The sequence below is a fragment of the Rhizobium mongolense subsp. loessense genome, from assembly GCF_900099775.1.
Classification (GTDB): Bacteria; Pseudomonadota; Alphaproteobacteria; order Rhizobiales; family Rhizobiaceae; genus Rhizobium; species Rhizobium loessense.
Genome location: NZ_FMTM01000003.1, coordinates 651,904 through 677,754, shown reverse-complemented (window position 1 = coordinate 677,754; position 25,851 = coordinate 651,904). Strand labels below are relative to the sequence as shown.

The following is a 25,851-nucleotide window of genomic DNA, read 5'->3' as shown; positions in this document are numbered from 1 at the left end:
TAACCATTTTACATTGACTGGATTTGAAGAATGATCCCGCAGCATAAACCGCACACTGAAAATCAGGGCTCCAGCCGAATCGGCATGGGCTTCACGGAATTTGTCATAACCATCGCGATCATGACCGCCAGCATCGCCATGGCAATCGACAGCATGCTGCCGGCGCTTCCCGCCATCGGCCGCTCGTTGAGCGTGACGAGCACTAACGATGCCCAACTCATCATCGGTGTCTTCTTCTTCGGCTTTGGTGTCTCGCAGATCATCTTCGGCAGCCTTTCTGACACCTTCGGCCGCCGCCGCATCCTGCTCGGCGGCCTCGCCGTCTACGTGCTGGCGATGTTCGGCGCGGCACTGACCGGCAGCTTCGAGATGCTGCTCGTCATGCGCTTCATCCAGGGTATTGGCGGTGCCGCGGTACGCATCACCACGATGGCGGTTGTCCGCGACTGCTTCGGCGGCCGCGAAATGGCCCGCGTCATGTCCTACGTGATGATCGTCTTCATGATCGTGCCGATCGTCGCGCCTTCCGTCGGCCAGCTGATCATCAGCTACGCCGACTGGCACTGGATCTTCATCCTGCTCGGCATCGTCGGCGCAGTCCTATTCCTCTGGGCACTGCTACGCTTGAAGGAGTCGCTGCCGGTCGATGAGCGCATCCCGCTCTCCGTTGGTTCGATCGTCGAAGGCTTCAGGACGGTTCTCACCAACCGCATCACCTGCGGCTATATGATCGGGCTCACGATGTTCACGGGCGTAATCAGCGCCTATGTGATCTCCGTCCAGCAGGTATTCGGTGAAGTCTACGGCCTCGGCGATTGGCTGCCGATAGCCTTTGCTGCAACGGCAGGCGGCATTGCCGTTGCCAACTTCGCCAACGGCTTCTTCGTGCGCACCTTCGGCATGCGCCGCATCTCGCACACAGCAATGATCCTCTTTACGGTGATTTCGGCATTCGGTTACGTCATGGCGCTCGATGCCAACGTCAATTTCGCGCTGGACTACGCCTTGTTCTCCATTCTGCTGATGATGTTTGCGGTCATCGCCACGAACTTCACGGCAATCAGCCTGGAACCGATGGGCAATCTTGCAGGGACGGCGACCGCCATCACCGGCTTCGTCTCGACCTCCGTCGGCGCGCTGCTGGGAGGAGGCGTCGGCCAGCTCTTCAACGGCACCGTCCAGCCGCTCTTCGCAGGCTTTGCGGTTTTCGGCGCGATCACCATCGTCGCCACGCTCTTTGCCGAAAAGGGCAAACTCTTCACCCACCCGGGCGACAGCCCGCAACTCGAACCGGGTGCTGCGCATTTGTGATGGTGTGCCATGTCAGCCTTCGCCTTGCGCCGGCAGCGGGAACTTCGATTTGGAGAATTTGCGATTGGCGCGCGATCAGATATCTGACCAGTTCGCGCCAGCCATGCGGATCAGTTCGTCTTCTTCCTTCGAAACTCCCTCTGCCAGCCGGGCCGCGGCAACAAAGGGCAACCAGGCGAAAATATCGCCAAGGGCAAGGCCGCCGGCTCTTGCATAGGTTTCGACATACCAAGCAGCTATTTCGGGCGCTTCATGACGTATTAGGACATAGGTGCGACAGACATCGGCGGCCGGGCTGCCGGCGCATGCGTCCAACCAATCCACGACCATCGCCTGACCAGGAGAGCCGAGGATGTTCCAGGGATGAAAATCTCCGTGACAGAGAACGTTCCCCTCCGGCAGGGTATCAAGCCCCGCCAGAAGCCTTTCACGATGTGCTCTATTTAATGATGGCGCATGCCAAATATTCGAGGCCAGTCTCGCCTTAAGCCCGGGAAGGGCGTGTGCGGATTGGCGGTGGATTTCCCTGTGCAGCCGCACCATTTCATCCAGGTATTTTGGAATCAGCGCGGGTTGTGAGATCATCGCGTTGGCAAATGGCTGACCGCAGGCCCGGGTCATCACCAGTCCCCAGCGGTCCCCGTACTGTCTGACGTCTGAAACCTTTGGCGCTGGCAGGCCAAATGGCTCGATGAGCGCCAAAACCGCGGCTTCTCTCAACGCAGCACTTTTGGACGCGGTGACCCTGTAGAGCTTAAGGACCAGCGCCCCGTGCTCATAGACCTCCGCCTCTTTACCGGTACCGAGCAGATTGCCAATATCAGTGGAGCTCATCACGCCGAATCAGACAACATATTCCAGGTGCGCCTCGCTTGCCGCGACCAGAAACTTCTTCCGCACCTCAGCGGCCGGCGTCGCATCGTTGAAGGCATCCAGACATGTAATCTCGGCGCGGTAGAGCGCCGGGCCATCATGGATCGGCCACTCGGTGACCATCAGCTTGTAGGCATCGTGAACCGTCCTGACGACGCGATAGCGTCCGCCGAGTTTGATCCTGACGGGCGGGAATTTCCGGATGTCCTCTTTCTCCATGACGCAATACCTCACGCAAAACATTCGACTCAACGAATCACCGGGCGACTCGTTCCAGCGCATTCGCTCGGGTACCGAGCAACCTGACGGCACGCCGCTTGCGACGATCAATAGGCTTTCCATGACGTTTTGTTCATCTGGCGTTCATATTTCTTGTGGCCATCGCCCTTTCGGGCTAATCTGCCCTGGCAACGATGGAGCAAGAGATGATCAAGACCACCGTCGCGGCTTCTGTATTTGCCGCTTATGCCTTTGCGATGTTCGCAATCGCATCCCTCCCGCAAAACTCGCCGGGCATCCCGGTCGATCAGGTGACGACAAGTTCGACGAACTAAGCCCGGCCTGACACGAAAAACCCCGCTTAGAAGCGGGGCGGATCTGATCAAAACAGCTTGGGAGGAAATATGCATTTCTCCCTATATGTCGGGCATGGATCGAGGCTTACGCCCTCAGTCCTCAGACCGTGAAAACCTCCCGCCGTAGCAACTCCCACGACGCCCTGTCCGGAGCGATCAGCAAGCCGCCGTCGACGTGGTGCGGCAGGTAGGCCGATCCGTCGAAACGGGCGGCATGGGCGCCCGCCTCCTGGCAGATCAGCGTTCCCGCCAGATGATCCCAGGGCATAAGCTTATTATACATCAGGTAATGCACGTGTCCTGCCGCGAATGTCCGGTATTCATGCGCGGCGCAGCGGTAGTTCACGAGGAATCGTACCTTTGCGAGATTTGCGAGAATTTCCGGACGCTTCTCCTTCGGCAGGTAGCCGGTCGAAGCCATTCCGACCATCTGTTCCAATGCCACCGGCGCTGCCACCGAAAGCCGCTCGGCCTCGCCTTCCGGCCGTCGCAGCCAGGCGCCGCCCCCCTTTTCCGCCATCACCCAATCGTCGCCCATCGGGTCGTAGATGACGCCGGCAACGGTTTCACCCTTCGACACGACCGAAGCCATGACGCCGAAGGCGGGAATGCCGGAAGCGAAATTGAAGGTGCCGTCGACCGGATCGACGACGATCGCAAGATCTGCTCCCTGCAGCTTGCCGAGCAGCGCAGGGTCGGCAGCAACCGACTCCTCGCCGACGAAGACTGCGTCCGGCCAGCGTTTTGCCGCCTCCACCTTCATCATCCGCTCAGCCTGCTCGTCGGCCTCCGTCACCAGGTCAGTCGCCTCGGTCTTGACCCGCACGTCGCCGCTGCCGAGCCGCCGGAAGCGCGGCAATATCTCGGCCTTCGCCGCCCGCCTGAGGAGATCGCAGAGCGTCGTCACATCAATTGTCGAAGTCATGGCATTTCCTTACTTTTGAGCGTTAACCCAGTTATGCGCTCTTCGGTGACGGCTCTGTGACCATCAGGCTGGAAAAATCGAAAAGCTGCGGATCGAGCAGGTGTGAGGGGTTCACATGCGCGAGCGCCCGCAGCATCGTGTCCTTGCGCCCCGGCATGCGCTGCTCGATATCCGCAAGCATATCCTTCATCGCATTGCGCTGAAGGCCGTCTTGCGAGCCGCATAGATCGCAGGGGATGATGGGAAACCGCATGGCCGCTGCAAACTTCGCCATGTCGTCCTCTGCGCAATATGCAAGCGGCCTGAGCACCATAAGGTCGCCTTCGTCGTTAAGCAGCTTCGCCGGCATAGAGGCGAGACGCCCGCCGTGGAAAAGGTTCATGAAGAAGGTCTCGAGGATATCCTCGCGGTGATGGCCGAGCACCAGAGCATCACAGCGCTCCTCCCGCGCGATGCGGTAAAGGTTGCCGCGGCGAAGACGGGAACAGAGCGAGCAGTAGGTCGCCCCCTCCGGCACCTTTTCCTTTACGATCGAATAGGTATCTCGATATTCGATGCGGTACTTCACGCCGATCTTCGTCAGATAGTCCGGCAGGATTTGTTTCGGAAAGTTCGGCTGGCCCTGGTCGAGATTGCAGGCGATCAGCTCGACAGGCAGCAATCCACGCCATTGCAAGTCGAGCAGCAGCGCCAGCAAACCATAGGAATCTTTGCCGCCGGAAATGCCGACCAGCCAGCGCTTCTGGCCCCTCAGCATGCCGAAATCGTCGAAGGCTTGGCGAACCTGCCGGAGCAGGCGCTTGCGCAGCTTGTTGAACGAGACGGAACGCGGGGCATCGGCAAAGAGCGCATGGCCGATCACGCCCCCTTCTGCAGCCTCCCCGAATGCCTCATCAATGTTGGCTGCGATATTCATCTTTCTACCAAATCCAATAACTCTGCCTTAGCAGAAAGCCGTGCGTGAACGAAGCATCAATCGCCGAAAACCGACCAGCCTGTGCGCGTTGCAAGCATCTCCAGCGCCACGGCCCCAAGCTGCGAATTGCCCACCTTGTTCAAACCCGGCGACCAGGCGGCGATCGAGGCGACTCCCGGGGCAACGGCGAAGATACCGCCGCCCACGCCGCTCTTGCCGGGAAGACCGACATGATAGGCGAAATCACCCGAACCGTCGTAATGGCCACAGGTGAGCATCAGTGCATTGATGCGCCGCGCGCGCTTCGGCGACACGACCGAATGGCCGGTCATGGGATTGCTGCCACGGGCTGCAAGAAACAGCCCCGCCCTTGCCAGTTGCTCGCAGCTCATAGACAGCGCGCATTGATGGAAATAGACGCCAAGCACATGTTCGACCGGATGATCGATGTTCTTATAGGCGCGCATGAAATTGGCGAGCGCGAAATTCCGGTATCCGGTCAGTGTCTCGGAGCGAGCCACCTTCTCATCGATCGTCACTGACTCGTCGTCCGCCAGATAGCGAACGAAGCGCAGCAGTTCGCCGATAGCCTCGCGCGGCGCATGACCGGCCATCACCACGTCGGTGACGGCGATTGCCCCGGCATTGATGAAGGGATTGCGCGGGATTCCGTGCTCATGCTCGAGCTGGACGATGGAATTGAAGGCTGACCCGGAGGGCTCGCGCCCGACGCGCTTCCAGAGTCCCTCGCCGACCTTGCCGAGCGCTAAGGTCAACATGAAGACCTTTGAAATGCTCTGAATGGAAAACGGCACATCGGCATCGCCGGCGCGATAGATCTTGCCGTCGACCGTCACGACCGCCATGCCGAACTGGTTCGGATCGATCTTTGCAAGCTCAGGGATATAGTCCGCGACCTTGCCCTCGCCGATGCGCGGCGTCAGCTCCTTGTAGATGCTGTCGAGGACGGCCTGCAAATCCACCATGGCTTCTCTCCAGTGAACAAAAAAGCCGCCCAGGAGGCGGCTTTTCCGTATGCGAAAACGCCTCGCGTTGATTAACGCGAATAGAATTCGACCACCAGATGCGGCTCCATGACGACCGGATACGGAACGTCGGAGAGCGAAGGAACGCGTGCGAAGGTCGCAACCATCTTGTTGTGATCAACTTCGATGTATTCCGGAACGTCACGCTCAGCGAGACCGATGGATTCCAGAACGATTACGAGCTGCTTCGACTTCTGGCGAACTTCGATGACGTCGCCGGCCTTGCAACGGTAGGAACCGATGTTGACGCGGACGCCGTTCACGGTCACGTGGCCGTGGTTCACGAACTGGCGGGCAGCGAAAACGGTCGGAACGAACTTGGCGCGATAGACGATCGCGTCGAGACGGGACTCCAGAAGACCGATCAGGTTTTCCGAGGTGTCACCCTTGCGGCGGTTAGCTTCGTCGAAGATCGCACGGAACTGCTTCTCGCGCAGGTCACCATAGTAACCCTTCAGCTTCTGCTTGGCGCGCAGCTGCACACCGAAGTCGGAAAGCTTGCCCTTGCGGCGCTGACCATGCTGGCCCGGGCCGTATTCGCGGCGGTTCACCGGGGATTTAGGACGGCCCCAGATGTTTTCGCCCATACGGCGGTCAATCTTGTACTTGGACGATTCGCGCTTGCTCATCGTATTTCCTTTCAGTATGTTAGGACGGTTTGTTATCAAACCGCGCGAAGGAAACACGCCCTCCTTTGGCTTTCTTCCGAAAGCCCGACAGGACTATCCCATTACGCGAACAGGACAAATCCACGGGACATGTCAAATGAAACACCGGACATTGCTGCCCGGTGCTCACGCGCTCTTTAGGGGCTCGTCATGGAAATGTCAACAGCGGAGCGCGTGGAGGAATATCGCGTTTATGGATGTATTCAGCTGCTCGTTGATCGCAAGTGCGAACATCACAAAATTCTCAGGTTGGTTGGCACATTCTGGCAACGTTCGACCGAGGCATCAGACCGATGCCGTCATCGGCGGTGGCGAAGCTCTCCATCGGATTGAAGCCTAGCTGTCCATCATTCCGCCGCTTGTCGCGCATCATCAGGCGCATTCGCATCGCCTGGCGCAGTCTGGCAGTTCATATCTGGGAAAGCCACGATGCGTTTGCCCGCGAAATCGGTGTGCACGACGATCGTACCCTGCTCCTCGAAATAGCCGAGGAGACGCCTTGCCCGGCGAGCCGAATGCGTGCCGTAGGCGCGCGCTATCCGGGCGTCGGAGGGGCAAGGCTCGCCGCAGACCGCGGCCTTGGCCAACATCAGGAACACGCCCTGCAGATCGTCGGTCACGCCGGTGGAAAGCGACAGCGCCGTCGCCCAGGCTTCCGTGCCGGCCGTCGCGGCATCGACGCCCGACCGCGAGATTGCCACGTGCCGGCGGAACTCCGGCAGCGACATCGGCGGTCCGGGCAGGCGGCGCATGCGCAGCCGCACCAGGAATTCCTGATAGAGTACCGAATCCGTCCGGAAACTCGAAGCCGGATCGTCGAGGATTTCCAAAAGCACAGCCGAAAGCCGTTCCTCGCGTTCCTCCGTGGAGAGATCCGGATGGTTTGCACGCGGCTCGGCCGGCGTCGCCGTCGCAGCGGGCGCCGAGCGCGAAAGTTCTGCCAGAATGTCCGTCGTCGGCCGTGGTGCCGGAGCCGTTCGGCGCATGATTGGCCGCTGGAATTCCTCAGGGTCAGGCGTGAAGATCAGATCCTCGACATCCCGCGGCGCATTCGGCAGCGGCATGAGCTTCGGGCTCGACGAGCGCGCTGAGGTTTCTACGGCACCGATCTGGATCGGCAGCGGACGGCGCGACAATGCCGGACCGAGGGCCACGAAGTTACCACGCTTCAGATCGCGGAACATTTCAGCCTGGCGACGGTCCATGCCCAGAAGGTCGGCGGCACGCGCCATGTCGATGTCGAGGAAGGTGCGGCCCATCAGGAAGTTCGAGGCTTCCGCGGCAACGTTCTTCGCAAGTTTCGCGAGGCGCTGCGTGGCGATCACGCCCGCCAGTCCGCGTTTGCGGCCGCGGCACATCAGGTTCGTCATGGCGCCTAGCGACATCTTGCGGGCGTCTTCGGAAACATCGCCACCGACCGACGGGGCAAACATCTGTGCCTCGTCGACGACGACGAGCACCGGGTACCAGTATTCGCGATCGGCATCGAACATACCGTTAAGAAAGGCGGCCGCAGCCCGCATCTGCTGCTCGATGTCGAGACCTTCCAGCGTCAGGACGCAGGATACGCGATGCTGGCGGATACGGTTGGCGATGCCTGCAAGCTCAGCCTCGGTCCGTTCGCCATCGACGACGACATGGCCGAATCGGTCCCTGAGCGTGACGAAGTCGCCTTCCGGATCGATGATGACCTGCTGGACCCACTGCGCGGACTGTTCAAGCAGCCGTCGCAGCAGATGCGACTTGCCGGAGCCGGAATTGCCCTGGACGAGAAGACGGGTCGCCAGAAGCTCCTCGATATCGAGCGTCGCCGGGGTGTTCCCTGACGCCATTCCCATATCGATACCAACCTGCAATGCAATGACCTATTCAGATGAGACTCAATGATACGAACGCCATTGTCCTGAAACGGCGCGCTTCCGTCTATCAAAGATTTCAAGGCATTTCGCCCACGCGTTTGCACAACCCACAGCGAATGCGAATATTCCGCCTACGCGGTCTGGCGTTCATCGCCGGGCCGGCTTTCCAGGCTGCGCATGCATCCACGCCATGCGCAATGCATTCTCGAGATCCTCCTCGCCTAGCCGCGACAGATCGGTGGCCGTCCAGCCCCGCCTGCCCCAGGCATTCGGTACCGGCGAGAAGGCATCGGGCAACATCATGCATTTGAATTGCTGTTCGTCGGGCGTGAAATTGAAGTTTGCCATGCGGCCGTCGGCGGCGAGTGTGACGTAGATCCGCGCGACCTTGAATGCCATTCGGTCGAAATGCGGGGCCACAACCGTACCCTCAAGTGATAGCGCGATGCGCCGCAAGTCATCGCCCGTTGCCATTGCACGCCCACCTTCGACGTTGATCCGATCGTGCACAGTATCCTATCACGACTGAGCGCCAGAATCGTCACCTGACTGTCAGCCCGAAGCCTTGCATCAAGCGCGTTGTGGCGAAATCCGGATTACCAGAAGTGAAGACCGCAAAGTCGAAATTGTCGGGGTGAACGCCATCGGCCACCTGCGGCACAAGGCTGCGCGCCCGCCGAGCGATTGCCTCCGCCGGATCAAGCCAATCCACGGGCCATGGCGCCAGCCTCCGGAAAAGGTTCGCCATGAAGGGATAATGCGTGCATGCAAGCACGACGATGTCCGTCTTGCGGCCGTCCTTTTCGACGAAGCACTGGTCGATTTCCGTCATGATCGCCTCGTCCGAGACGGCATCACCGCGGATATAGACCTCCGCCATGCGCGCCAGGTTTTCCGAGCCCACGAGGCGTACGTGGCATTGCTGCGCGAAGGATTGGATCAGATCCCGGGTATAGGCGCGTTTAACCGTGCCAGGGGTGGCAAGCACGGAGACGAGGCCGGAGCGCGTCCGCTCGGCGGCGGGCTTGATCGCGGGCACCGTGCCGACGAAGGTCTTCTGCGGAAAGGCGGCGCGCAGGTCGGCACCGACCAGGGTGAATGCCGTATTGCAGGCGATGACGCAGACTTCCGGATCGTATTCCCCGAGCAGTTTGCCAAAGAGCGTGATGATACGCTCCTTCAGCGCCTGCTCTTCCCAGCCTCCATAAGGAAATCCCGCATCGTCGGCGATGTAGATGAAGCCACGTTCCGGCATCAGCACGCGGGCTTCGCGCAGCACAGTCAGCCCCCCGATACCGGAATCGAAGATCAAGACCGGTTTCAGCTCATTGGCCGCTGATGTCATCGTTTGGCTGTTCCTTGGCGTCTGCAGGCGGCCGGCTTCCGCGCGGATACTTGCGCGAGAAGCGGTCAAGGGAGGATATCACACCGCGCAGCACGCTGATTTCCTGTTCCGTGAACGCGCGGCGGGAAAGGACTGCACGCAGATTGTCCACCATTTTCGGCTTTTTCCCGGCAGGATGGAAATAATTGCGCGCCTCTAGCGCCTCTTCCAACTGGTCGAAAAGGCCGAAGAGCTGCTCCTTCGTCGATTGCGTCTGCGACGTCGCCTGGAACGGCACGGCACCTGTATCCTCCATGCCGGATTTCATCCATTCGTAGGACATCAGAAGCACAGCCTGCGCGATGTTCAACGAGGCAAAGGCGGGATTGACCGGGAAGGTCACGATCTCGTCGGCGAGCGCTACTTCCTCGTTGGTCAGACCCCAGCGTTCACGGCCGAAAAGGATGCCAGTGCCCTCGCCCGAGCGAAATTTCGCCCGCAGCGTTTCGGCGGCTACCACCGGGGAACGCACCGGCTTGAAGCCATCGCGTTCGCGCGCCGTCGTCGCATAGACGAAATTGAGGTCGGCCACCGCCTGCTCCAGCGTCTCGAAGACCTTAGTGCCTTCGATGACGTGATCGGCTTTCGAGGCGGCGGCCTGTGCCTTCTCGTTCGGCCAACCGTCGCGCGGATTGACGAGGCGCAGTTCGGCAAGGCCGAAATTCGCCATCGCGCGCGCCACCATGCCGATATTCTCGCCCATCTGCGGCTCGACCAGAATGATGACCGGTCCTTCGGTTAAAAGTTTACGCTCGCTGTTCGTGCCTGCCATGAATGCTGTCCTTGCTTTCATGCGGGGAATAGCTTTGCACAACCGAAACGGCAAGGCCCATGCCGCAGGATAGACCTGTTTGGGGTACCGCCGATCAAATCGGGCGTCGCCGTTACTCGCCCTTTGCGATGGTCACCATTTCCGCCTTGAGCGAGCGCATTTCCTTTGTCTCGGCACTCTCCATCACGATGTCGTCGATCAGTGGCTTACCGCCGTCAGTGACCATTTCGAAACGCACGGTCGAGATCGTCTGCGCCTCCGGGCCATCGCCGCAGGCCATTTTGCGGAAGCTGACGACGACCTCTCCCTTGCCGTCCGCAGCTACCTGAGGTGTCAACATCAGGTCCTGGAGCGGGCATGCGTCCTGGGCGTTGACGATCACGTCGTAGTCGAAGGGCGAGATGCCGTCCTCCATCGCCGGGTGCTTCTCAGCCTCGTGATACTTCGCGATAAAATTCTTGCTGTAGAGTTTGTCGAGCGTTTCGGGGCCGAAGATGTCGATCCATTCGGTGTCGTTGCCCGACCAGTTCTTGACGGTCGCATCCATGATTTCCTGCACCGGCGCCGGAATCTCCGCTCCATCGCAGATGGTCGGAAGACCAGCAAAAGCGAGAAACACAAGGGCGATCGTCTTCATGTTGAAATATCCGGTTCGAAGTGCAAGAGCGACGGACACTAGCCGAATCTTCAGACTTGGCAAAGCACGCCAAAATGCGCTTTGAATGGCGCTTGCGGCTTTGCGTTCCCGGCTCGCAATGCTATAGCGCTCGGGATTTTTTCGTCACCCACCCGGGACACGCGTCCCCATCCAGCTTACGAGGCAGATACATGAAGAAGATCAAGGTCGCCAATCCCGTCGCCGATCTCGACGGCGATGAAATGACTCGCATCATTTGGCAGCTCATCAAGGATAAGCTGATCCATCCGTATCTCGACCTCGACATCGACTACTACGATCTCTCGGTCGAAAACCGCGACGCGACCAACGATCAGGTCACGGTGGACGCCGCCAACGCCATCAAGAAATACGGCGTCGGCATCAAGTGCGCGACGATCACGCCGGACGAAGCCCGCGTGAAGGAATTCAGCCTCAAGGAAATGTGGAAGAGCCCGAACGGCACGATCCGCAACATCCTGGGCGGCGTCATCTTTCGCGAACCGATCATCTGCAAGAACGTTCCGCGCCTCGTTCCGGGCTGGACTCAGCCGATCGTCGTCGGCCGTCATGCCTTCGGCGATCAGTACCGCGCAACCGACTTCAAGTTCCCGGGCAAGGGCAAGCTCACCATCAAGTTCGTCGGCGAAGACGGCCATGTCATCGAGAGGGAAGTGTTCAACGCGCCGGGCGCCGGCGTTGCCATGGCCATGTACAACCTCGATGAATCGATCCGCGAATTCGCCCGCGCCTCGATGATGTACGGCCTGATGCGCAAGTGGCCGGTCTACCTCTCGACGAAGAATACCATTCTCAAGGCCTATGACGGCCGGTTCAAAGATATCTTTGAGGAAGTCTACGAGGCCGAGTTCAAGGATCAGTTCAAGGAAGCCGGCATCACCTACGAGCACCGCCTGATCGACGACATGGTCGCTTCGGCACTGAAGTGGTCCGGCGGCTACGTCTGGGCGTGCAAAAACTATGATGGCGACGTTCAGTCCGACACCGTTGCCCAGGGCTTCGGTTCGCTCGGCCTGATGACCTCGGTTCTGCTCACGCCGGACGGCAAGACGGTCGAAGCCGAAGCCGCACACGGCACGGTCACCCGCCACTACCGCCAGCACCAGAAGGGCCAGGAGACGTCGACGAACTCGATCGCCTCGATCTTCGCCTGGACCCGCGGCCTCGCGCACCGCGCTAAGCTCGACGACAATGCCGAGCTCGCCCGCTTCGCCTCGACGCTGGAAAAGGTCTGCGTCGACACCGTCGAAGCCGGTTTCATGACGAAGGACCTGGCACTGCTGATCGGCCCTGACCAGCCGTGGCTCTCAACCACTGCCTTCCTCGACAAGATCGACTCCAATCTGCAGAAAGCCATGGGCGCCTGAGGCACCCGAAGACATCGAACAACAAAACGGCGGGTTCTTCCCGCCGTTTTCATTTCAGCGACAGAATGGGGAGCACGAGAATGACCACGACCATCCGCCCGCTGCAGCCGTCTGACCGCGCCGCCTGGGAGCCTCTGTGGGCCGCCTACCAGCGCTTCTACGAAGTCGTTATTCCGCTGGAGACCACCGACCTGACCTGGAGCCGCTTCCACGACCGGGCCGAAGAGATGTACGCGCTGGGCGCCTTCGATGGCCATGGCCGCCTCACCGGCATCGTGCACGCCATCTTCCACCGCTCCTGCTGGCTGCCGCAATGGACCTGCTATCTACAGGACCTCTATGTCGAAGCCGACCAGCGAGGCCTTGGAACTGGAGCGGCCTTGATCGAGGCAGTTGCCGACCTTGCGCGCAAAAATGGCGCCGGACGCCTCTACTGGATGACACATGAGACCAATGCGGCGGCGCGGCGCCTCTACGACCAGATCGCTGAGCGCTCCGGCTTCATCCAGTACCGCAAGGCGCTTTGAGCGGAAGGCTTGATTTTGCTTAGGCGCACGCTAAACCGGAATTAGAATAAGAGGAGGAGAACATGGCGGAAGAACTGATATTCTATACGAACCCGATGTCGCGTGGCCGCATCGTCCGCTGGATGCTGGAGGAGACCGGCGTTCCCTACCGCACGGAAATCATGACCTTCGACGGCACGATGAAGGCACCGGAATACCTGACCGTGAACCCGATGGGCAAGGTGCCGGCGATCCGGCATGGCGATACGGTCGTCACCGAATGCGCCGCGATCTGCGCCTATCTTGCCGACACCTTTCCGCAAAAGGAGCTCGCTCCAAAGCCGAATGAACGCGGCAGCTATTACCGATGGATGTTCTTCGCCGCCGGCCCACTTGAGGCCGCTGCCACGAACCGTGCACTCGGTTTTGTGACACCCGCCGAAAAAAGCAGGATGGCTGGTTACGGCAGCTTCGGCGACGTCATGGATACCCTCGAAAAAGCTGTCAGCGCCTCGCCGTATATCGCCGGCGACCGCTTCACGGCCGCCGATGTCTACGTCGGTTCGCATATCGGCTGGGGGATGGGCTTCGGCACGTTCGAAAAGCGCCAGGCCTTTGCGGATTATCTTGGCCGCGTGACCAACCGCGAAGGCTACAGGCGAGCCACCGCACTGGACGATGAAGTCATGAAGCAGATGCAATAGGCTTCATGCGAGCGGCATGTAGATATCGGTCAGCAATTCGGTCGGCGGAACGTCGCGAGGATTGTTAAGATATTCCTCGAACATCAAGCTATCCTTGATCTGCCTGCCAGATTTCGGAAGCCATTGCGCGTAGAGCCATTGATAGGCCTTGTGCATATCGGCGTAGGGACCTTTATGGCGGAGAACGGCATATTCGCCGCCCTCGATCGTCTGCCGTTCGAACGGCGAGTCTATCGGAACGCCTGACCCGCCAGTCGCACAGGCGATGGAGCGCAGCTTTTCCGCCGGCACGATATCCGGATCGTCGAAATAGACACCGATCATCCGCATCTCCGGCTTTGCCAGGTCGCGGGCATGGAGCGCGCCGAAGAGCGTCTCGAACGCCTTGCCGATCTGCATATAGGAACCGGTATGGCGTACGCCAATCAATTCGATCGGCTCTATCTTCCGTAAGGTTATGTCGAACATGGACGCTGTCTTTCCGTTAGGTGAGGGTTCAAAGGCTTTATGGCTTCCCTCTTTCCGGTAGCGCGCCGGCGGCATGCCGTAGACCGACTTGAAGATGCGGTTAAAGGATTGGAGATTGGGATAGCCGGATCGCTTCGCAATCTCGCCGACAGTGAGATTCGTCCGGACGATATCGCCCGCCGCACGATGCAGCCGCAGCCGCTTGACGGTCGCCGCCAGCGTCTCGCCGTAAATCGCGCGATAAATCTTATGCCAGTGATAGCTCGACATGCAGGCAATTTCGGCAAGGCGCTCCATGTCCAGATCCTCATCGAGATGATCGTGGATATAGGCCGAAACCCGCCGCAGGCGGTTTTCATAGAGTGCCCATGCCGTTTCGCCATTCATGTCAAAGCCTCGTGCAAATCGATCGGCTACAGAAAACCATGACCCGATTTGACAAATCCTGCGCAATTGCGTGGATCAGGGGCACGCACACAAAGGCGGAGGACTAGCCCCCGCCTTCAAACTCATCGGCAGAGATGAAATCAGCTTGCAAGTGCTGCCGCCACCGCCTCGATCGCCTCGTCGGCCTTGGAACCGTCTGGGCCGCCCGCCTGCGCCATGTCCGGCCGGCCGCCACCGCCCTTGCCGCCAAGGGCAGCAGATGCGACGCGCACAAGATCGACGGCGCTGAACCGCGCCGTCAGGTCCGACGTTACGGCAACGACTGCGCTCGCCTTGCCGTCGTCGGAAACGCCGATCAGCGTTACGACGCCCGAACCGATGCTGGATTTGCCATCATCGGCAAGGCCCTTAAGATCCTTCGGATCGACGCCAGTAACCGCCTTGCCGAGGAATTTCACGCCGGCAACCTCACGCGCCGCGTCCGTCGAGCCGCCCTGCCCGCCACCCATGGCAAGCTTGCGCTTGGCATCGGCGAGTTCCCGCTCGAGCTTGCGACGCTCGTCCATCAGCGCTTCGACGCGCGAAAGCACGTCGGCAGGCTGAACCCTCAGCGACGAAGCAAGCGCTTTCACGCGCTCGTCCTGTTCGGCCAGATATTCGCGGGCGTTCTCACCGGTGACCGCCTCGATGCGGCGGACACCCGCGCCGACGGCACTTTCTCCGAGGATGCGCACAAGCCCGATCTGACCGGTCGCGGCGACATGCGTGCCGCCGCAGAGTTCGATCGAATAAGGCTTGCCGGCCTTCGTGCCGCGCACGCCCTGCCCCATAGCGACGACGCGCACTTCATCGCCGTATTTCTCGCCGAACAGCGCCATGGCGCCTTCGGCAATCGCGTCGTCGACGCTCATCAGCCGCGTCGTTACCGCCGCGTTCTGCAGCACGATCTCGTTTGCCATATCCTCGACGACTTTGAGCTCTTCGGCGGACATCGGCTTCGGGTGCGAAACATCGAAACGGAGGCGTTCGGGTGCGACCAGCGAACCCTTCTGCGCCACGTGCGTACCCAGCACTTCGCGGAGCGCCTCATGCAGCAAGTGCGTTGCGGAGTGATTGGCGCGCAGCCGCGACCGGCGGGCATGATCGACGGTCAGCGCGACGGCCTCGTCGGCCTTCAGCGAACCTTCGACAACAGTCCCTGAATGCACGAACAGGCCTTCGCCCTTCTTCTGCGTATCGGTGATCTCCACTTTCGCATGGTCCGAGCTGATGATGCCTGTGTCGCCCATCTGGCCGCCCGATTCGCCGTAGAACGGCGTCTGGTTAACGACGATCTGCACCTTGTCGCCGGTCGAGGCGGATGCGACTGCGGCACCGTCCCTGACGATCGCCTGGACGACGCCTTCAGCGGTCTCCGTGTCGTAGCCCAGGAATTCGGTCGCGCCATGCTTCTCCTTGAGTTCGAACCAGATGGTCTCGGTCGCCTTGTCGCCTGAGCCGGCCCAATGAGAGCGGGCTTCGGCTTTCTGACGCTCCATGGCATCGGTAAAGCCGGCGAGATCGACACCGATCTCGCGGGCGCGCAGCGCATCCTGCGTCAGGTCGAGCGGAAAGCCGTAGGTGTCATAGAGCTTGAATGCCGTCTCGCCGTCGAGCATATCGCCCTTGCCGAGCGAGGTCGTCGCGTCGGAAAGCAGCGACAGGCCGCGCTCCAGCGTCTTGCGGAAACGGGTTTCCTCGAGCTTCAGCGTCTCGGAAATCAGTGCTTCGGCGCGTGCGAGTTCCGGATAGGCTCGGCCCATCTGCTGGACGAGCGCCGGCAGCAGCTTGAAGATCAGCGGCTCCTTGGCGCCCAGAAGCTGCGCATGGCGCATGGCCCGGCGCATGATGCGGCGCAGCACGTAGCCGCGGCCTTCGTTCGACGGCAGCACGCCATCGGCAATGAGGAATGCGGACGAGCGCAGATGGTCGGCGATGACGCGGTGGCTCGCCCGGCGCTCACCATCGGCCCTGACGCCCGTTGCCTCCTCCGAAGCTTCGATCAGCGCGCGAAACAGATCGATATCGTAATTGTCGTGCTTGCCCTGCAGCACCGCCGCCACGCGTTCCAGTCCCATGCCGGTATCGATCGAAGGACGCGGCAGGTCGACGCGCTCTTCTTTCGTCAACTGCTCATACTGCATGAAGACGAGGTTCCAGATCTCGATGAAGCGGTCGCCGTCTTCCTCCGCAGAGCCGGGAGGGCCGCCCCAGATCTGATCGCCGTGATCGTAGAAGATTTCCGAACAGGGACCGCACGGGCCGGTATCGCCCATCGCCCAAAAATTATCGTTGGTCGGAATGCGGATGATCTTGTCGTCCGAAAGCCCGGCGATCTTCTTCCAGAGGTCAAAGGCTTCGTCGTCCGTGTGATAGACGGTCACCAGCAGGCGCTTGGCGTCGAGACCGAATTCCTTGGTGATCAGGTTCCAGGCAAGCTCGATCGCCCGTTCCTTGAAATAATCGCCGAAGGAGAAATTGCCGAGCATCTCGAAAAAGGTATGGTGGCGCGCGGTATAGCCGACATTGTCGAGGTCATTGTGCTTGCCGCCGGCGCGGACGCACTTCTGCGCCGTCGATGCCGTTTTGTAGGGACGCTGTTCCAAGCCGGTGAAGACGTTCTTGAACTGTACCATGCCGGCATTGGTGAACATCAGCGTCGGGTCGTTGCGCGGCACGAGCGGGCTCGACGACACGATCTCGTGGCCGTTCGTCTTGAAATAGTCGAGGAAGGTCGACCGGATATCGTTCACGCCGCTCATGCTATGCCCTTCAATGCTGCCCAAGGCAGGTCAAACTCAAATCCAGTGGCTTTTATCGTCCGCATTAACCACTGTCCAGCAGACAAAGAGAACCGGCCGCATTCTGATCAAGGAATGCGGCCGGTTTCGACACATCAAAACTAAAGCTGCAAATTACATGTCTGCGTCTGTATCGCCATCGTTGGCGTCCGGCCCACCATTCTGCAGGAAGCGGTCGGCAATCAGCCCCGCATTCTGCCGAAGCGCCATCTCGATCTCGCGGCCGAGATCCGGGTTGTCGCGGATGAAGAGCTTGGCATTCTCGCGGCCTTGGCCGAGGCGCTGGCTGTTATAGGAGAACCAGGCACCGGACTTCTCGACGATGCCGGCCTTGACGCCGAGATCGATCAGTTCGCCAGTCTTCGAGACACCCTCGCCATACATGATATCGAATTCCACCTGCTTGAAAGGAGGCGCCATCTTGTTCTTGACGACCTTGACGCGGGTCTGGTTGCCGACAACCTCTTCGCGCTCCTTGACCGCGCCGATACGGCGGATGTCGAGGCGGACGGAGGCGTAGAACTTCAGCGCGTTGCCGCCTGTCGTCGTTTCGGGCGAGCCGAACATGACGCCGATCTTCATACGGATCTGGTTGATGAAGATGACCATGGTGTTCGACTTGGAGATCGACGCCGTGAGCTTGCGCAGCGCCTGGCTCATCAGGCGCGCTTGAAGGCCCGGAAGGCTGTCGCCCATCTCGCCCTCGATTTCGGCGCGTGGTGTCAACGCTGCAACGGAGTCGACGACGAGAACGTCGACGGCGCCGGAGCGCACCAGCGTGTCGGTAATTTCGAGCGCCTGTTCGCCGGTATCCGGCTGCGAGATCAGGAGGTTCTGGAGATCGACGCCGAGCTTGCGGGCATAGACCGGATCGAGCGCATGTTCTGCATCGACGAACGCGCAGATGCCGCCCTTCTTCTGCGCTTCGGCGATCGTCTGCAACGCAAGCGTCGTCTTGCCGGAGCTTTCCGGTCCGTAGATCTCGATGATGCGGCCCTTGGGCAAACCGCCGATGCCGAGCGCGATATCGAGGCTGAGAGAACCGGTCGAAATAGTTTCGATCTCGACAACATTCTCGTTGGAGCCGAGTTTCATGATCGAGCCCTTGCCGAACGACCGCTCAATCTGTGAGAGTGCCGCTTCAAGCGCCTTGCTTTTGTCCACCGATTTGTCCTCTACGAGCCGCAATGAATTTTGAGACATCCGATCCACCTTTAGGTTATTGAAGCCGCTTGAGCAATGTCTGGTTTGTACCCTATTTGTTCCAGGCGCGCAATAGGTGCCCAAACAATTGAAAGAAAAAGGTAAAACAGCCCGTGTTCTATATATGTTTTATCAATGCAAAGCAACGCCTTAGGAGGCGAAACGCCAAGGCTGTCGCATCCGGCGCCCTGCTACGATTCGTTTCTTCCATCGGCTGGGAGCATTCAGGGCGATGAAAAGAATCCTCGTTCTTGGCGGCGCGCATATCGATCGGCGCGGGCGCATTTCCGGCGAGACGGCGCCCGGCGCCAGCAACCCGGGCGCTTGGTTCGAGGAACCGGGCGGCGGCGGCTTCAATGCTGCGAGAAACCTCGCACGGCTCGGCCTGGACGTCACCATGATCTCGCCGCGTGGCGGCGATCCGGCGGGCGAGATGGTGACGGAGGCGGCATATGCAGCCGGCATCAACGACCGGCCGTTCGTCTTTCTCGATCGCAAAACGCCGAGCTACACGGCCATTCTGGAGCGGGACGGCAACCTGGTGATCGCGCTGGCGGACATGGAGCTTTACCGCTACTTCCTCCCGCGCCGGCTGGCGATCCGCTGGGTGCGCGAAGCCTTCGCGGCAAACGATCTGATCCTTTTCGATGCGAACCTGCCGGAAGAGACGATCGCGGCAATCGTCAGCCGCGCCAATGCGCTCGCCGTACCCGTGGCCGCGATTGCCATATCGCCGGCAAAGGTGGTCAAGCTCAAGCCCTGCATCAGCGGGATCGACCATCTCTTCCTCAACGAGGCGGAGGCCGCAGCCCTGACCGGCCAATGCCCGGACAAGCCGGAGGATTGGGTGTCACTGCTCGGTGATATCGGCCTAAAGAGCGGCGTCGTCACACGCGGGCAGCGCGAACTGATCGCCTTCGGCAAGGGCGGCACCTTCTGCCTGCGGCCGCCCGTGGTCGAGACCATCGCCGACGTAACGGGCGCCGGAGATTCGCTCGCAGCCGGCATCCTCTCAGCCTTGATGCAGGATCTGCCGCTCGAGGAAGCCCTGAGGCACGGCGTGGCCGCTGCTGCCCTCACGGTCCAGTCGCCCTATGCCGTCAACGAAAAACTCTCCGCGGAACTGCTTGCGGAAACACTTGCCCTTGTTCAGCGTGCCAGAATTCTGCATTGAAGCGGCAACATCGATGAAACGGAAGAGACAATGACGAAACCGATCTCCCCCCTCCTGCCGGTCTCCTATTCCAAGGAGGTTGCCGCCGCAAAGCAGCGCGGTGCGCCGCTGGTGGCGCTTGAATCGACGATCATCACTCACGGCATGCCCTACCCAGGCAATATCGAAATGGCTCGCAGTGTCGAGGCGATAATCCGCGAGCAGGGTGCCGTTCCGGCAACGATTGCCGTCATTCACGGCGTCCTGCATATCGGTTTGGAGCCGGAACAGCTTGAGAAGCTTGCGAAGGAAAAGGACGTGATGAAAGTCTCGCGCGCCGACCTCGCCTTCGCGATCGCCGAGCGCCGCACCGGTGCCACGACGGTTGCTGCCACGATGATCGCCGCTGCCCGTGCCGGCATCAAGGTCTTTGCGACGGGCGGCATCGGCGGCGTGCATCGCGGTGCCGAAGAGAGCTTCGACATCTCGGCCGACCTGCAAGAACTTGCCCGCACCGGCGTCATTGTCGTCTGCGCCGGCGCAAAGGCGATCCTGGATATTCCAAAGACGCTGGAAGTGCTGGAGACCAGCGGCGTTCCTGTCGTCACCTACGAGAGTGCCGAGTTCCCGGCCTTCTGGTCCCGTTCCTCGGGCCTGCGCAGCCCGCTGACGTTGAACAGCCCGGCCGCCATCGCCAATTTCCAGATCACCCGCGAACAGCTTGGCATCGAGGGCGGCATGCTGATCGCCAACCCAGTTCCGGAAGAAGATGAAATTCCGCGCGAGGAGATGGAGATCTATATCGAGCGGGCACTCGACAGCGCCGAGCGCGACGAAATCAGCGGCAAGACCGTGACACCTTATCTTCTCAGCACGATATTCGATCTTACCGACGGACGGAGCCTCCAGACGAATATCGCGCTAGTCGAGAACAATGCCCGGCTGGCGGCAGAAATTGCCGTGGCGCTCGACGATTGAGATTTTGACGGGAGGCGCTTGCCGCCTCCCTATTCGCCTTCCAGGGTTTCCTTGACGACGACGGCGAGCTGCTTCAGCGAGAAGGGCTTCGGCAGGAACCCAAACTTGGCGTCCGGCGGCAGGTTGCGGGCGAAAGCGTCTTCCGCATATCCGGAAACGAAGATGAATTTCAGGTCCGGATACCGCTTGCGCAATTCGCGCAGCAGCGACGGCCCGTCCATTTCCGGCATGACGACGTCAGAAACGACGATGTCCACCTTGCCGTCCAGCTCGTCCATGATGTCGAGCGCTTCCACGCCTGAGCCGGCCTCGTGCACGGTGTAGCCGCGGGTTTCCAGCATGCGTTTGCCGCCGCGGCGCACCGCTTCCTCGTCCTCAACGAGCAGAATGACGGCGTTGCCCGTCAGATCTTCCGATTGTTCCGGCTGAGCTGCGGCCGGCATTTGTGGAGCCGCACCGGCCTCGGCTGCGGCAACAGCGTCCGCCTCGGCGGCGACAGCCGGGTCGATGGCATGGCGCGGCAGGAAGACCCGGAAGGTCGTTCCCTTCCCGACTTCGGATTCCGGCTGAATATAGCCGCCGGACTGTTTGACGATGCCGTAGACCATCGCCAGCCCGAGACCTGTGCCCTTGCCCACCTCCTTGGTCGTAAAGAAGGGCTCGAATATCTTGTCCATTATGTCGGGCGCAATGCCGGTGCCGGTATCGGCCACCTCGATCAGCACCATGTCCTCATGGGGCATGTAGGAATAATTGAAACCGGCCACTTCCGCCGCCGTCACGTTGCGGGTGCGCAGCGTCAGCTTGCCGCCTTCGGGCATCGCGTCGCGCGCATTGACGCAAAGATTGATCAGCACCTGCTCGAACTGCGACAGGTCAGTCTTCACCGGCCAGAGATCACGGCCGTATTCGACATCGAGCTTGACGTTGGTGCCGGATAACAGCCGGTCGACAAGCATGCGCAGATCGCCGACGACATCCGTAAGGTTCAATACCGTCGGACGCATCGTCTGCTTGCGCGAGAAGGCAAGCAGCTGGCGGACGAGAACCGCGGCGCGATTCGCATTGCGCTTGATTTCCATCAGGTCGGCAAAGCTTGCATCGGATGGCCGCGCTTGCAGCAGCAGATGGTCGGACGACAACAGGATCGCCGTCAGCACGTTGTTGAAGTCGTGGGCGATTCCGCCGGCAAGCGTGCCGACCGCATTCATCTTTTGCGTCTGCGCCATCTGCGCTTCCAGCGCCTTCTGCTCCGTCATCTCGACGGCATAAACGATCGCGGCCTCTTCCGGCGCCTCGTCGCTCTGGTCGATGACAGCGTTGACGTAGAAACGGAAATGACGCGCTTCATCGTTCGGCATGCGCGAGTCGATCGGCGGGATATCGCCCTGGCGATCCTTTGCCGCCACCAGGGCATCCTTCAGCCTTTGTCGATCGCTTTCCTGAAGGATGACTTCGAGCGCTGCGCCATTTTCGACGTCATCGCGCGAAACGATGCCGGAGAAGAGCTTGAGGAATGGCGCATTCGTGCGCAGGATCCGACCGTCGCCGTCGACAGAGGCGATCGCCATCGGCGTGTTGTTGAAGAAGCGCGTGAAGCGCATTGCCGCGGCGGAAGCGGACTGCTCGTTCTCGTCGCCACCCGATTGCCGCCTGAGCACGATCGTCCGGCTCTCGCCCGGTGCGCCGTCGCGCATGGACGTCACGCTATGTATGATCTGCACCGGCAGGCTCTGTCCGTTCGCCTTCTTGAGGTCGAGGTCGAGCGTATCGGTTTTCTTGAGGCCGGGCTCGGCCTGCACCGATTGGATCAGTGCCAGGCCGCCGCCCGCCACGAGATCTCCGATCGTCATCGAGCCGGGCACGAACTTCGTGAGATCGAGGCCCAGCCATTCGGCAAGTGTTGCGTTCAGGTAGAAAATCTCGCCCTTGCGCCCTGCCGAGAAGAAACCTGCCGGCGCATGGTCGAGGTAATCGATCGCGTTCTGCAATTCCTTGAAGAAGCGCTCCTGGTCATCGCGTTCGGCGGTGATGTCGCTGATTTGCCAGATATGCAGCGGCTTGCCGGCACCTTCCTCGGTTCGCAGGGTTCGCGCCTTGAGACGGTACCAATGAGCGCCAGAATTGTTCGTTGCCGGGCCAAGGCTGCGCAGCAGACGGAACTCCTCCTGGCCTTCCTTGCCCTCGCGCAGCCCGTTCGACAGACGATAAAGCGCCTCGTTCGATTCCCGGTGGCGCGAAAGCAGTGCTTCGAGCGTCTGCACTTCGGTCGGTTTGCGGGCGCCGGTCAGCTTTCCATAGGCCGCGTTGGCATAAATGATCCGGCCCTTCCCATCGGTAATCAGCGAACCGTCCGGATGGCTGTTGAGAAATGACCTGGCGAGACTATCCGATTGCCGCTGGGGCATGACCTCGATGAAGCCGATGACCGAGGAAACGAGGAAGAAGATGCCGACCATGGCAAGCACGCCCAGCACGCCGAGGACCATTTCGTTTTCGAGAGAATCCTTGAAGTACACAAAGCTGCCTGCGGCTGCGACAAGCACAAGCGCGAGAAGAATGATGCGAACAGCCGTTCCCGAGCGTCCTCCGCGATCCACGATCGGGGCATTGTAGTCATCAGCCTGACGTGGTGTCGTCATCTATTCCTCACATAAGCCTGTCCAACATTCGCTTATAATCTCAAGACAAAGCAGGAATCAGGCGTTCGTTCCTTCTTAGCAAGTTGCTGCGTCCGCAAAAACACTGTGAAGAGCCAAGAATGGTTGAATTCACAACGAACGGCGCCACTTTCGACAACCATGCGCCGCAGAAACATATCCTGGCGTTCGGACATGACTGGACAATCAGGCTGCCTATTGCCTAAGGAACTGAAAAGCCGTCATGTTATGGCGAACGCGGCAACCGGAGTAGAAGATCATGTTCGACGAAGTAATGGGCGCCTATGGCAGCCGTTTCCTCCTCGCAGCGGGCGGCGTCGGCATCGCGCTGGTGCTCCTGATCGGTATCTTGTGGATCCTCCGCAGCCGAGCGCCCTCGCCCTTTGTACGCGGCGGCAAGAACCGTCAGCCGCGATTGCAGGTGCTGGATGCCGCAGCCGTCGATACCCGCCGTCGGCTGGTGCTTGTGCGCCGTGACGACGTCGAGCATCTGATCATGATCGGTGGTCCGACCGACATCGTTATCGAAAGCCGCATCCTGCAGGAGAAAGATGAAGGGTCCGACCACGCCTTCATACCCACCACGCTCCCGCCGGCGCCTCGGCCGGAGCCTGTCGTTTCGACGCCCGTCGAGCCGGCAAGACCCGTCACAGCTTTCGAGCGCGAACCGGAACCTGACGAACCCTATGCTCCGGCTCCGGCCCCCGCGCCTGTCGTCGAGCCGCGTCTGCATCCTGTAGCAACCGCTCCTGCCGCAGCGCCCGCAGAACAAGCGCCCGCAGCGCCGTCTGCGGCAACATCGGCCGTGGCGACAAAAATAGAGCGGGAGCCCGCCAGCCCTGCTGCTTTGTCGCCGATCATTCCAAGGCCTGCGGAGCGGGCCGCCGCCCCGGTGATCGAGGCAGCCAGCGCCGCCGACATCCTCGACGCGGCGCGCCAGCGCGTTCTGCCTCAGCAGCGGATGGAGCCGCAGGTCTCGACGCCGCCAGCACAGAGCCTTCCGACCGTAGCCGAAGGCATACCTGTCGTGACGGGCGACGCGGCCGCCCCCTCGAAGGCAGCACCCAGCGACTTCGAGCGCATTCTCCAGGAAGAGATGAACAATACGCTTGCGGCGCAGCGCATTGTTCCCGCTGCGAGCGCCCCTGCCCGCCCGGTTCCGCCGCAGCCCGGCAACCCGCAGCGCCGCGATCCGGAAATGGCACCGATCACCGGCGCCGATGCCGACCTTCAAAAGGAAGTGGCCCGCATCTTTGGCGAAATGAGCGTCAATCGCGAAAAGTAAGCCGCCCTGCCTGCAGGAAAGCTCTCGCAAGAAAAAAGGCACCGTAGACTGCGGTGCCTTTAATTTCTACGAAGAACTTTGAAAGCTCACTCGTCGCGGTAAACCTTCTCCCGCCGCTCGTGGCGCTCCTGCGCCTCGATCGACAGCGTTGCGATCGGACGAGCGTCGAGACGCTTGATGCCGATCGGCTCGCCGGTTTCCTCGCAGTAGCCGTAGGTGCCGTCTTCGATCCGCTGCAATGCAGCATCGATCTTGGAAATCAGCTTTCTCTGGCGATCGCGGGCGCGAAGCTCGATTGCCCGATCCGTTTCGGAAGAAGCTCGGTCCGCGAGGTCCGGATGGTTGGCGCTTTCTTCTGCGAGATGATCAAGTGTCTCGCGCGCTTCTCTAAGGATATCGTTTCTCCAGGCAACAAGTTTGGCTCTGAAGTAGGCCCGCTGGTTTGCGTTCATGAATTCCTCGTCTTCCGAGGGAACGTAGCTGCTAAGATCGATCTTCTCACTCAACGCGATTCTCCTGAAGAACATCTCATATGGCGGGGTGTATATCCCAAGCGCTATCGCGGGTTCAAGCCAAATACGACAGGTAAACAGATTTTTAAATCTGTCATATTTTTAAGCTAACAGTCTATTTTCGCACCGCTATTAGGAATGCTGGTTTTTGCTTCCCGTTCAAGAACGCGTGTTGAGCTTACTGTTTTGAGCCATCGCTATGCCGATGCGGTTGACGGCGGTGATCCGCGGACGCTACTGAAAAGGCTCCTTCGATCGTGGAATCTTCTATGGCCGCAACCTTGCCTTCGCCCTCACGAATCTATCTGTTGCGGCATGCAGAAGCCGCCTGGGCGCAGCCCGGCGAACGGGATTTTGACCGGCCTTTGAATGAACAGGGCTATGACGACGCGGAACTCGTGGCAGACCGCGCAGCCGACAAAGGCTACCGGCCGGAGCTTTTGATAAGCTCCACTGCGAGGCGCTGCCGCGAGACCACGGACGCTGTGCATCGCGCTATGGGATTGTCGCTCGACATCCGCTACGTCGACCAACTCTACAACGCGACCCCTGAGGTCTATCTCGATATCATCGACAGCCAGACCGTTGGCTCCGTCATGCTTGTCGGTCACAACCCGACAACCGAGCAGACGCTTGAAGCGCTCATCGGTCACGATGCCCTGCTCCGTGCATTGCCGGACGGCTTTCCCACGGCGGGCCTTGCAGTCCTTGATTTCGACGGCGCGTCCGCAGGGTGGAAGCTTATCGACTTCGTGCACGACTGACGTCTTTCGCGCCGCTTCT

At 60.5% G+C, this 25,851-nt stretch carries 25 protein-coding genes; 9 read left to right on the top strand and 16 right to left on the bottom strand.

The window, feature by feature from the left end; genetic code table 11:
- The first annotated feature begins 30 nt into the window (after positions 1-30).
- Positions 31-1,311, top strand: a complete 1,281-nt coding sequence (locus BLP23_RS14570; protein ID WP_092585500.1) for a multidrug effflux MFS transporter — start codon at positions 31-33, stop codon at positions 1,309-1,311.
- Between the two features lie 75 nt (positions 1,312-1,386).
- Here BLP23_RS14570 and BLP23_RS14565 read toward each other — a convergent pair whose 3' ends face one another.
- On the bottom strand, positions 1,387-2,145 hold the full coding sequence (locus BLP23_RS14565) for an aminoglycoside phosphotransferase family protein (RefSeq protein WP_092585499.1): 759 nt from the start codon (positions 2,143-2,145) through the stop codon (positions 1,387-1,389).
- 9 nt (positions 2,146-2,154) lie between these two features.
- Complete coding sequence (locus BLP23_RS14560; RefSeq protein ID WP_167363890.1) at positions 2,155-2,403, bottom strand: DUF982 domain-containing protein; 249 nt, start codon at positions 2,401-2,403, stop codon at positions 2,155-2,157.
- Positions 2,404-2,609: 206 nt separating this feature from the next.
- Here BLP23_RS14560 and BLP23_RS34950 point away from each other — a divergent pair, with 206 nt between their 5' ends.
- Positions 2,610-2,738 carry a hypothetical protein gene (locus tag BLP23_RS34950; RefSeq protein WP_257788081.1) on the top strand — a complete coding sequence of 43 codons (129 nt, stop codon included), beginning with the start codon at positions 2,610-2,612 and terminating at the stop codon, positions 2,736-2,738.
- A 121-nt stretch (positions 2,739-2,859) separates the two neighbouring features.
- Here the strand turns inward: BLP23_RS34950 and BLP23_RS14555 are convergent, their stop codons facing one another.
- The 9 genes from BLP23_RS14555 to BLP23_RS14515 form a co-directional block, all read right to left on the bottom strand.
- Positions 2,860-3,684 (bottom strand): inositol monophosphatase family protein, encoded by an 825-nt coding sequence (locus tag BLP23_RS14555; protein WP_092585497.1) that lies wholly within the window; start codon positions 3,682-3,684, stop codon positions 2,860-2,862.
- Between the two features lie 31 nt (positions 3,685-3,715).
- Positions 3,716-4,600: a tRNA 2-thiocytidine(32) synthetase TtcA gene (gene ttcA / locus BLP23_RS14550; protein ID WP_092585496.1), complete on the bottom strand. Its 885-nt coding sequence runs from the start codon at positions 4,598-4,600 to the stop codon at positions 3,716-3,718.
- Positions 4,601-4,656: 56 nt separating this feature from the next.
- The gene (locus BLP23_RS14545) at positions 4,657-5,586 is read right to left on the bottom strand and encodes a glutaminase (RefSeq protein WP_092585495.1); all 930 of its coding nucleotides are present in this window, start codon (positions 5,584-5,586) and stop codon (positions 4,657-4,659) included.
- Positions 5,587-5,657: 71 nt separating this feature from the next.
- Positions 5,658-6,275 (bottom strand): 30S ribosomal protein S4, encoded by a 618-nt coding sequence (gene rpsD / locus BLP23_RS14540; protein ID WP_092585494.1) that lies wholly within the window; start codon positions 6,273-6,275, stop codon positions 5,658-5,660.
- A gap of 386 nt (positions 6,276-6,661) precedes the next feature.
- Positions 6,662-8,170 (bottom strand): helicase HerA domain-containing protein, encoded by a 1,509-nt coding sequence (locus tag BLP23_RS14535; protein ID WP_092585493.1) that lies wholly within the window; start codon positions 8,168-8,170, stop codon positions 6,662-6,664.
- A gap of 150 nt (positions 8,171-8,320) precedes the next feature.
- Complete coding sequence (locus BLP23_RS14530) at positions 8,321-8,647, bottom strand: MmcQ/YjbR family DNA-binding protein (RefSeq protein WP_092585492.1); 327 nt, start codon at positions 8,645-8,647, stop codon at positions 8,321-8,323.
- A gap of 67 nt (positions 8,648-8,714) precedes the next feature.
- A complete protein-coding gene (murI, locus tag BLP23_RS14525; protein WP_092585491.1) occupies positions 8,715-9,518 on the bottom strand; it encodes a glutamate racemase in 804 nt (267 codons plus the stop codon).
- On the bottom strand, positions 9,499-10,329 hold the full coding sequence (locus BLP23_RS14520) for an RNA methyltransferase (protein WP_092585490.1): 831 nt from the start codon (positions 10,327-10,329) through the stop codon (positions 9,499-9,501). The genes murI and BLP23_RS14520 overlap by 20 nt, the downstream gene beginning before the upstream one ends.
- 112 nt (positions 10,330-10,441) lie before the next feature.
- On the bottom strand, positions 10,442-10,966 hold the full coding sequence (locus tag BLP23_RS14515; RefSeq protein ID WP_092585596.1) for a hypothetical protein: 525 nt from the start codon (positions 10,964-10,966) through the stop codon (positions 10,442-10,444).
- Between the two features lie 191 nt (positions 10,967-11,157).
- On the opposite strand from BLP23_RS14515, the gene BLP23_RS14510 reads away from it, so the two are divergent.
- The 3 genes from BLP23_RS14510 (at position 11,158) to BLP23_RS14500 (ending at position 13,582) form a co-directional block, all read left to right on the top strand.
- A complete protein-coding gene (locus BLP23_RS14510; protein WP_092585489.1) occupies positions 11,158-12,372 on the top strand; it encodes an NADP-dependent isocitrate dehydrogenase in 1,215 nt (404 codons plus the stop codon).
- Between the two features lie 80 nt (positions 12,373-12,452).
- Positions 12,453-12,899, top strand: coding sequence for a GNAT family N-acetyltransferase (locus tag BLP23_RS14505; protein WP_092585488.1), 447 nt, complete (start codon positions 12,453-12,455; stop codon positions 12,897-12,899).
- A gap of 62 nt (positions 12,900-12,961) precedes the next feature.
- Positions 12,962-13,582, top strand: a complete 621-nt coding sequence (locus BLP23_RS14500) for a glutathione S-transferase family protein (RefSeq protein ID WP_092585487.1) — start codon at positions 12,962-12,964, stop codon at positions 13,580-13,582.
- Positions 13,583-13,585: 3 nt separating this feature from the next.
- Here the strand turns inward: BLP23_RS14500 and BLP23_RS14495 are convergent, their stop codons facing one another.
- The 3 genes from BLP23_RS14495 to recA form a co-directional block, all read right to left on the bottom strand.
- The gene (locus tag BLP23_RS14495) at positions 13,586-14,437 is read right to left on the bottom strand and encodes an AraC family transcriptional regulator (protein WP_092585486.1); all 852 of its coding nucleotides are present in this window, start codon (positions 14,435-14,437) and stop codon (positions 13,586-13,588) included.
- 140 nt (positions 14,438-14,577) lie between these two features.
- Positions 14,578-17,238, bottom strand: coding sequence for an alanine--tRNA ligase (alaS, locus tag BLP23_RS14490; RefSeq protein ID WP_092585485.1), 2,661 nt, complete (start codon positions 17,236-17,238; stop codon positions 14,578-14,580).
- 153 nt (positions 17,239-17,391) lie between these two features.
- Entirely contained in the window at positions 17,392-18,480 is a 1,089-nt protein-coding gene (gene recA, locus BLP23_RS14485; protein ID WP_092585484.1) for a recombinase RecA, read from the bottom strand.
- 232 nt (positions 18,481-18,712) lie between these two features.
- On the opposite strand from recA, the gene BLP23_RS14480 reads away from it, so the two are divergent.
- A complete protein-coding gene (locus tag BLP23_RS14480; protein WP_092585483.1) occupies positions 18,713-19,654 on the top strand; it encodes a carbohydrate kinase family protein in 942 nt (313 codons plus the stop codon).
- Positions 19,655-19,684: 30 nt separating this feature from the next.
- Positions 19,685-20,611, top strand: coding sequence for a pseudouridine-5'-phosphate glycosidase (locus BLP23_RS14475; RefSeq protein ID WP_092585482.1), 927 nt, complete (start codon positions 19,685-19,687; stop codon positions 20,609-20,611).
- 29 nt (positions 20,612-20,640) lie between these two features.
- Here BLP23_RS14475 and cckA read toward each other — a convergent pair whose 3' ends face one another.
- Positions 20,641-23,253, bottom strand: a complete 2,613-nt coding sequence (cckA, locus tag BLP23_RS14470) for a cell cycle histidine kinase CckA (protein WP_092585481.1) — start codon at positions 23,251-23,253, stop codon at positions 20,641-20,643.
- Positions 23,254-23,530: 277 nt separating this feature from the next.
- On the opposite strand from cckA, the gene BLP23_RS14465 reads away from it, so the two are divergent.
- Positions 23,531-24,556, top strand: coding sequence for a flagellar biosynthetic protein FliO (locus BLP23_RS14465; protein ID WP_092585480.1), 1,026 nt, complete (start codon positions 23,531-23,533; stop codon positions 24,554-24,556).
- A gap of 86 nt (positions 24,557-24,642) precedes the next feature.
- On the opposite strand, the gene dksA is transcribed toward BLP23_RS14465, so the two are convergent.
- Positions 24,643-25,062: an RNA polymerase-binding protein DksA gene (gene dksA, locus BLP23_RS14460; RefSeq protein WP_028739636.1), complete on the bottom strand. Its 420-nt coding sequence runs from the start codon at positions 25,060-25,062 to the stop codon at positions 24,643-24,645.
- Between the two features lie 275 nt (positions 25,063-25,337).
- Between dksA and BLP23_RS14455 the strand changes: the two genes are divergently transcribed.
- Positions 25,338-25,832 carry a SixA phosphatase family protein gene (locus BLP23_RS14455; RefSeq protein WP_092585479.1) on the top strand — a complete coding sequence of 165 codons (495 nt, stop codon included), beginning with the start codon at positions 25,338-25,340 and terminating at the stop codon, positions 25,830-25,832.
- The last annotated feature ends 19 nt before the right edge of the window (positions 25,833-25,851 follow it).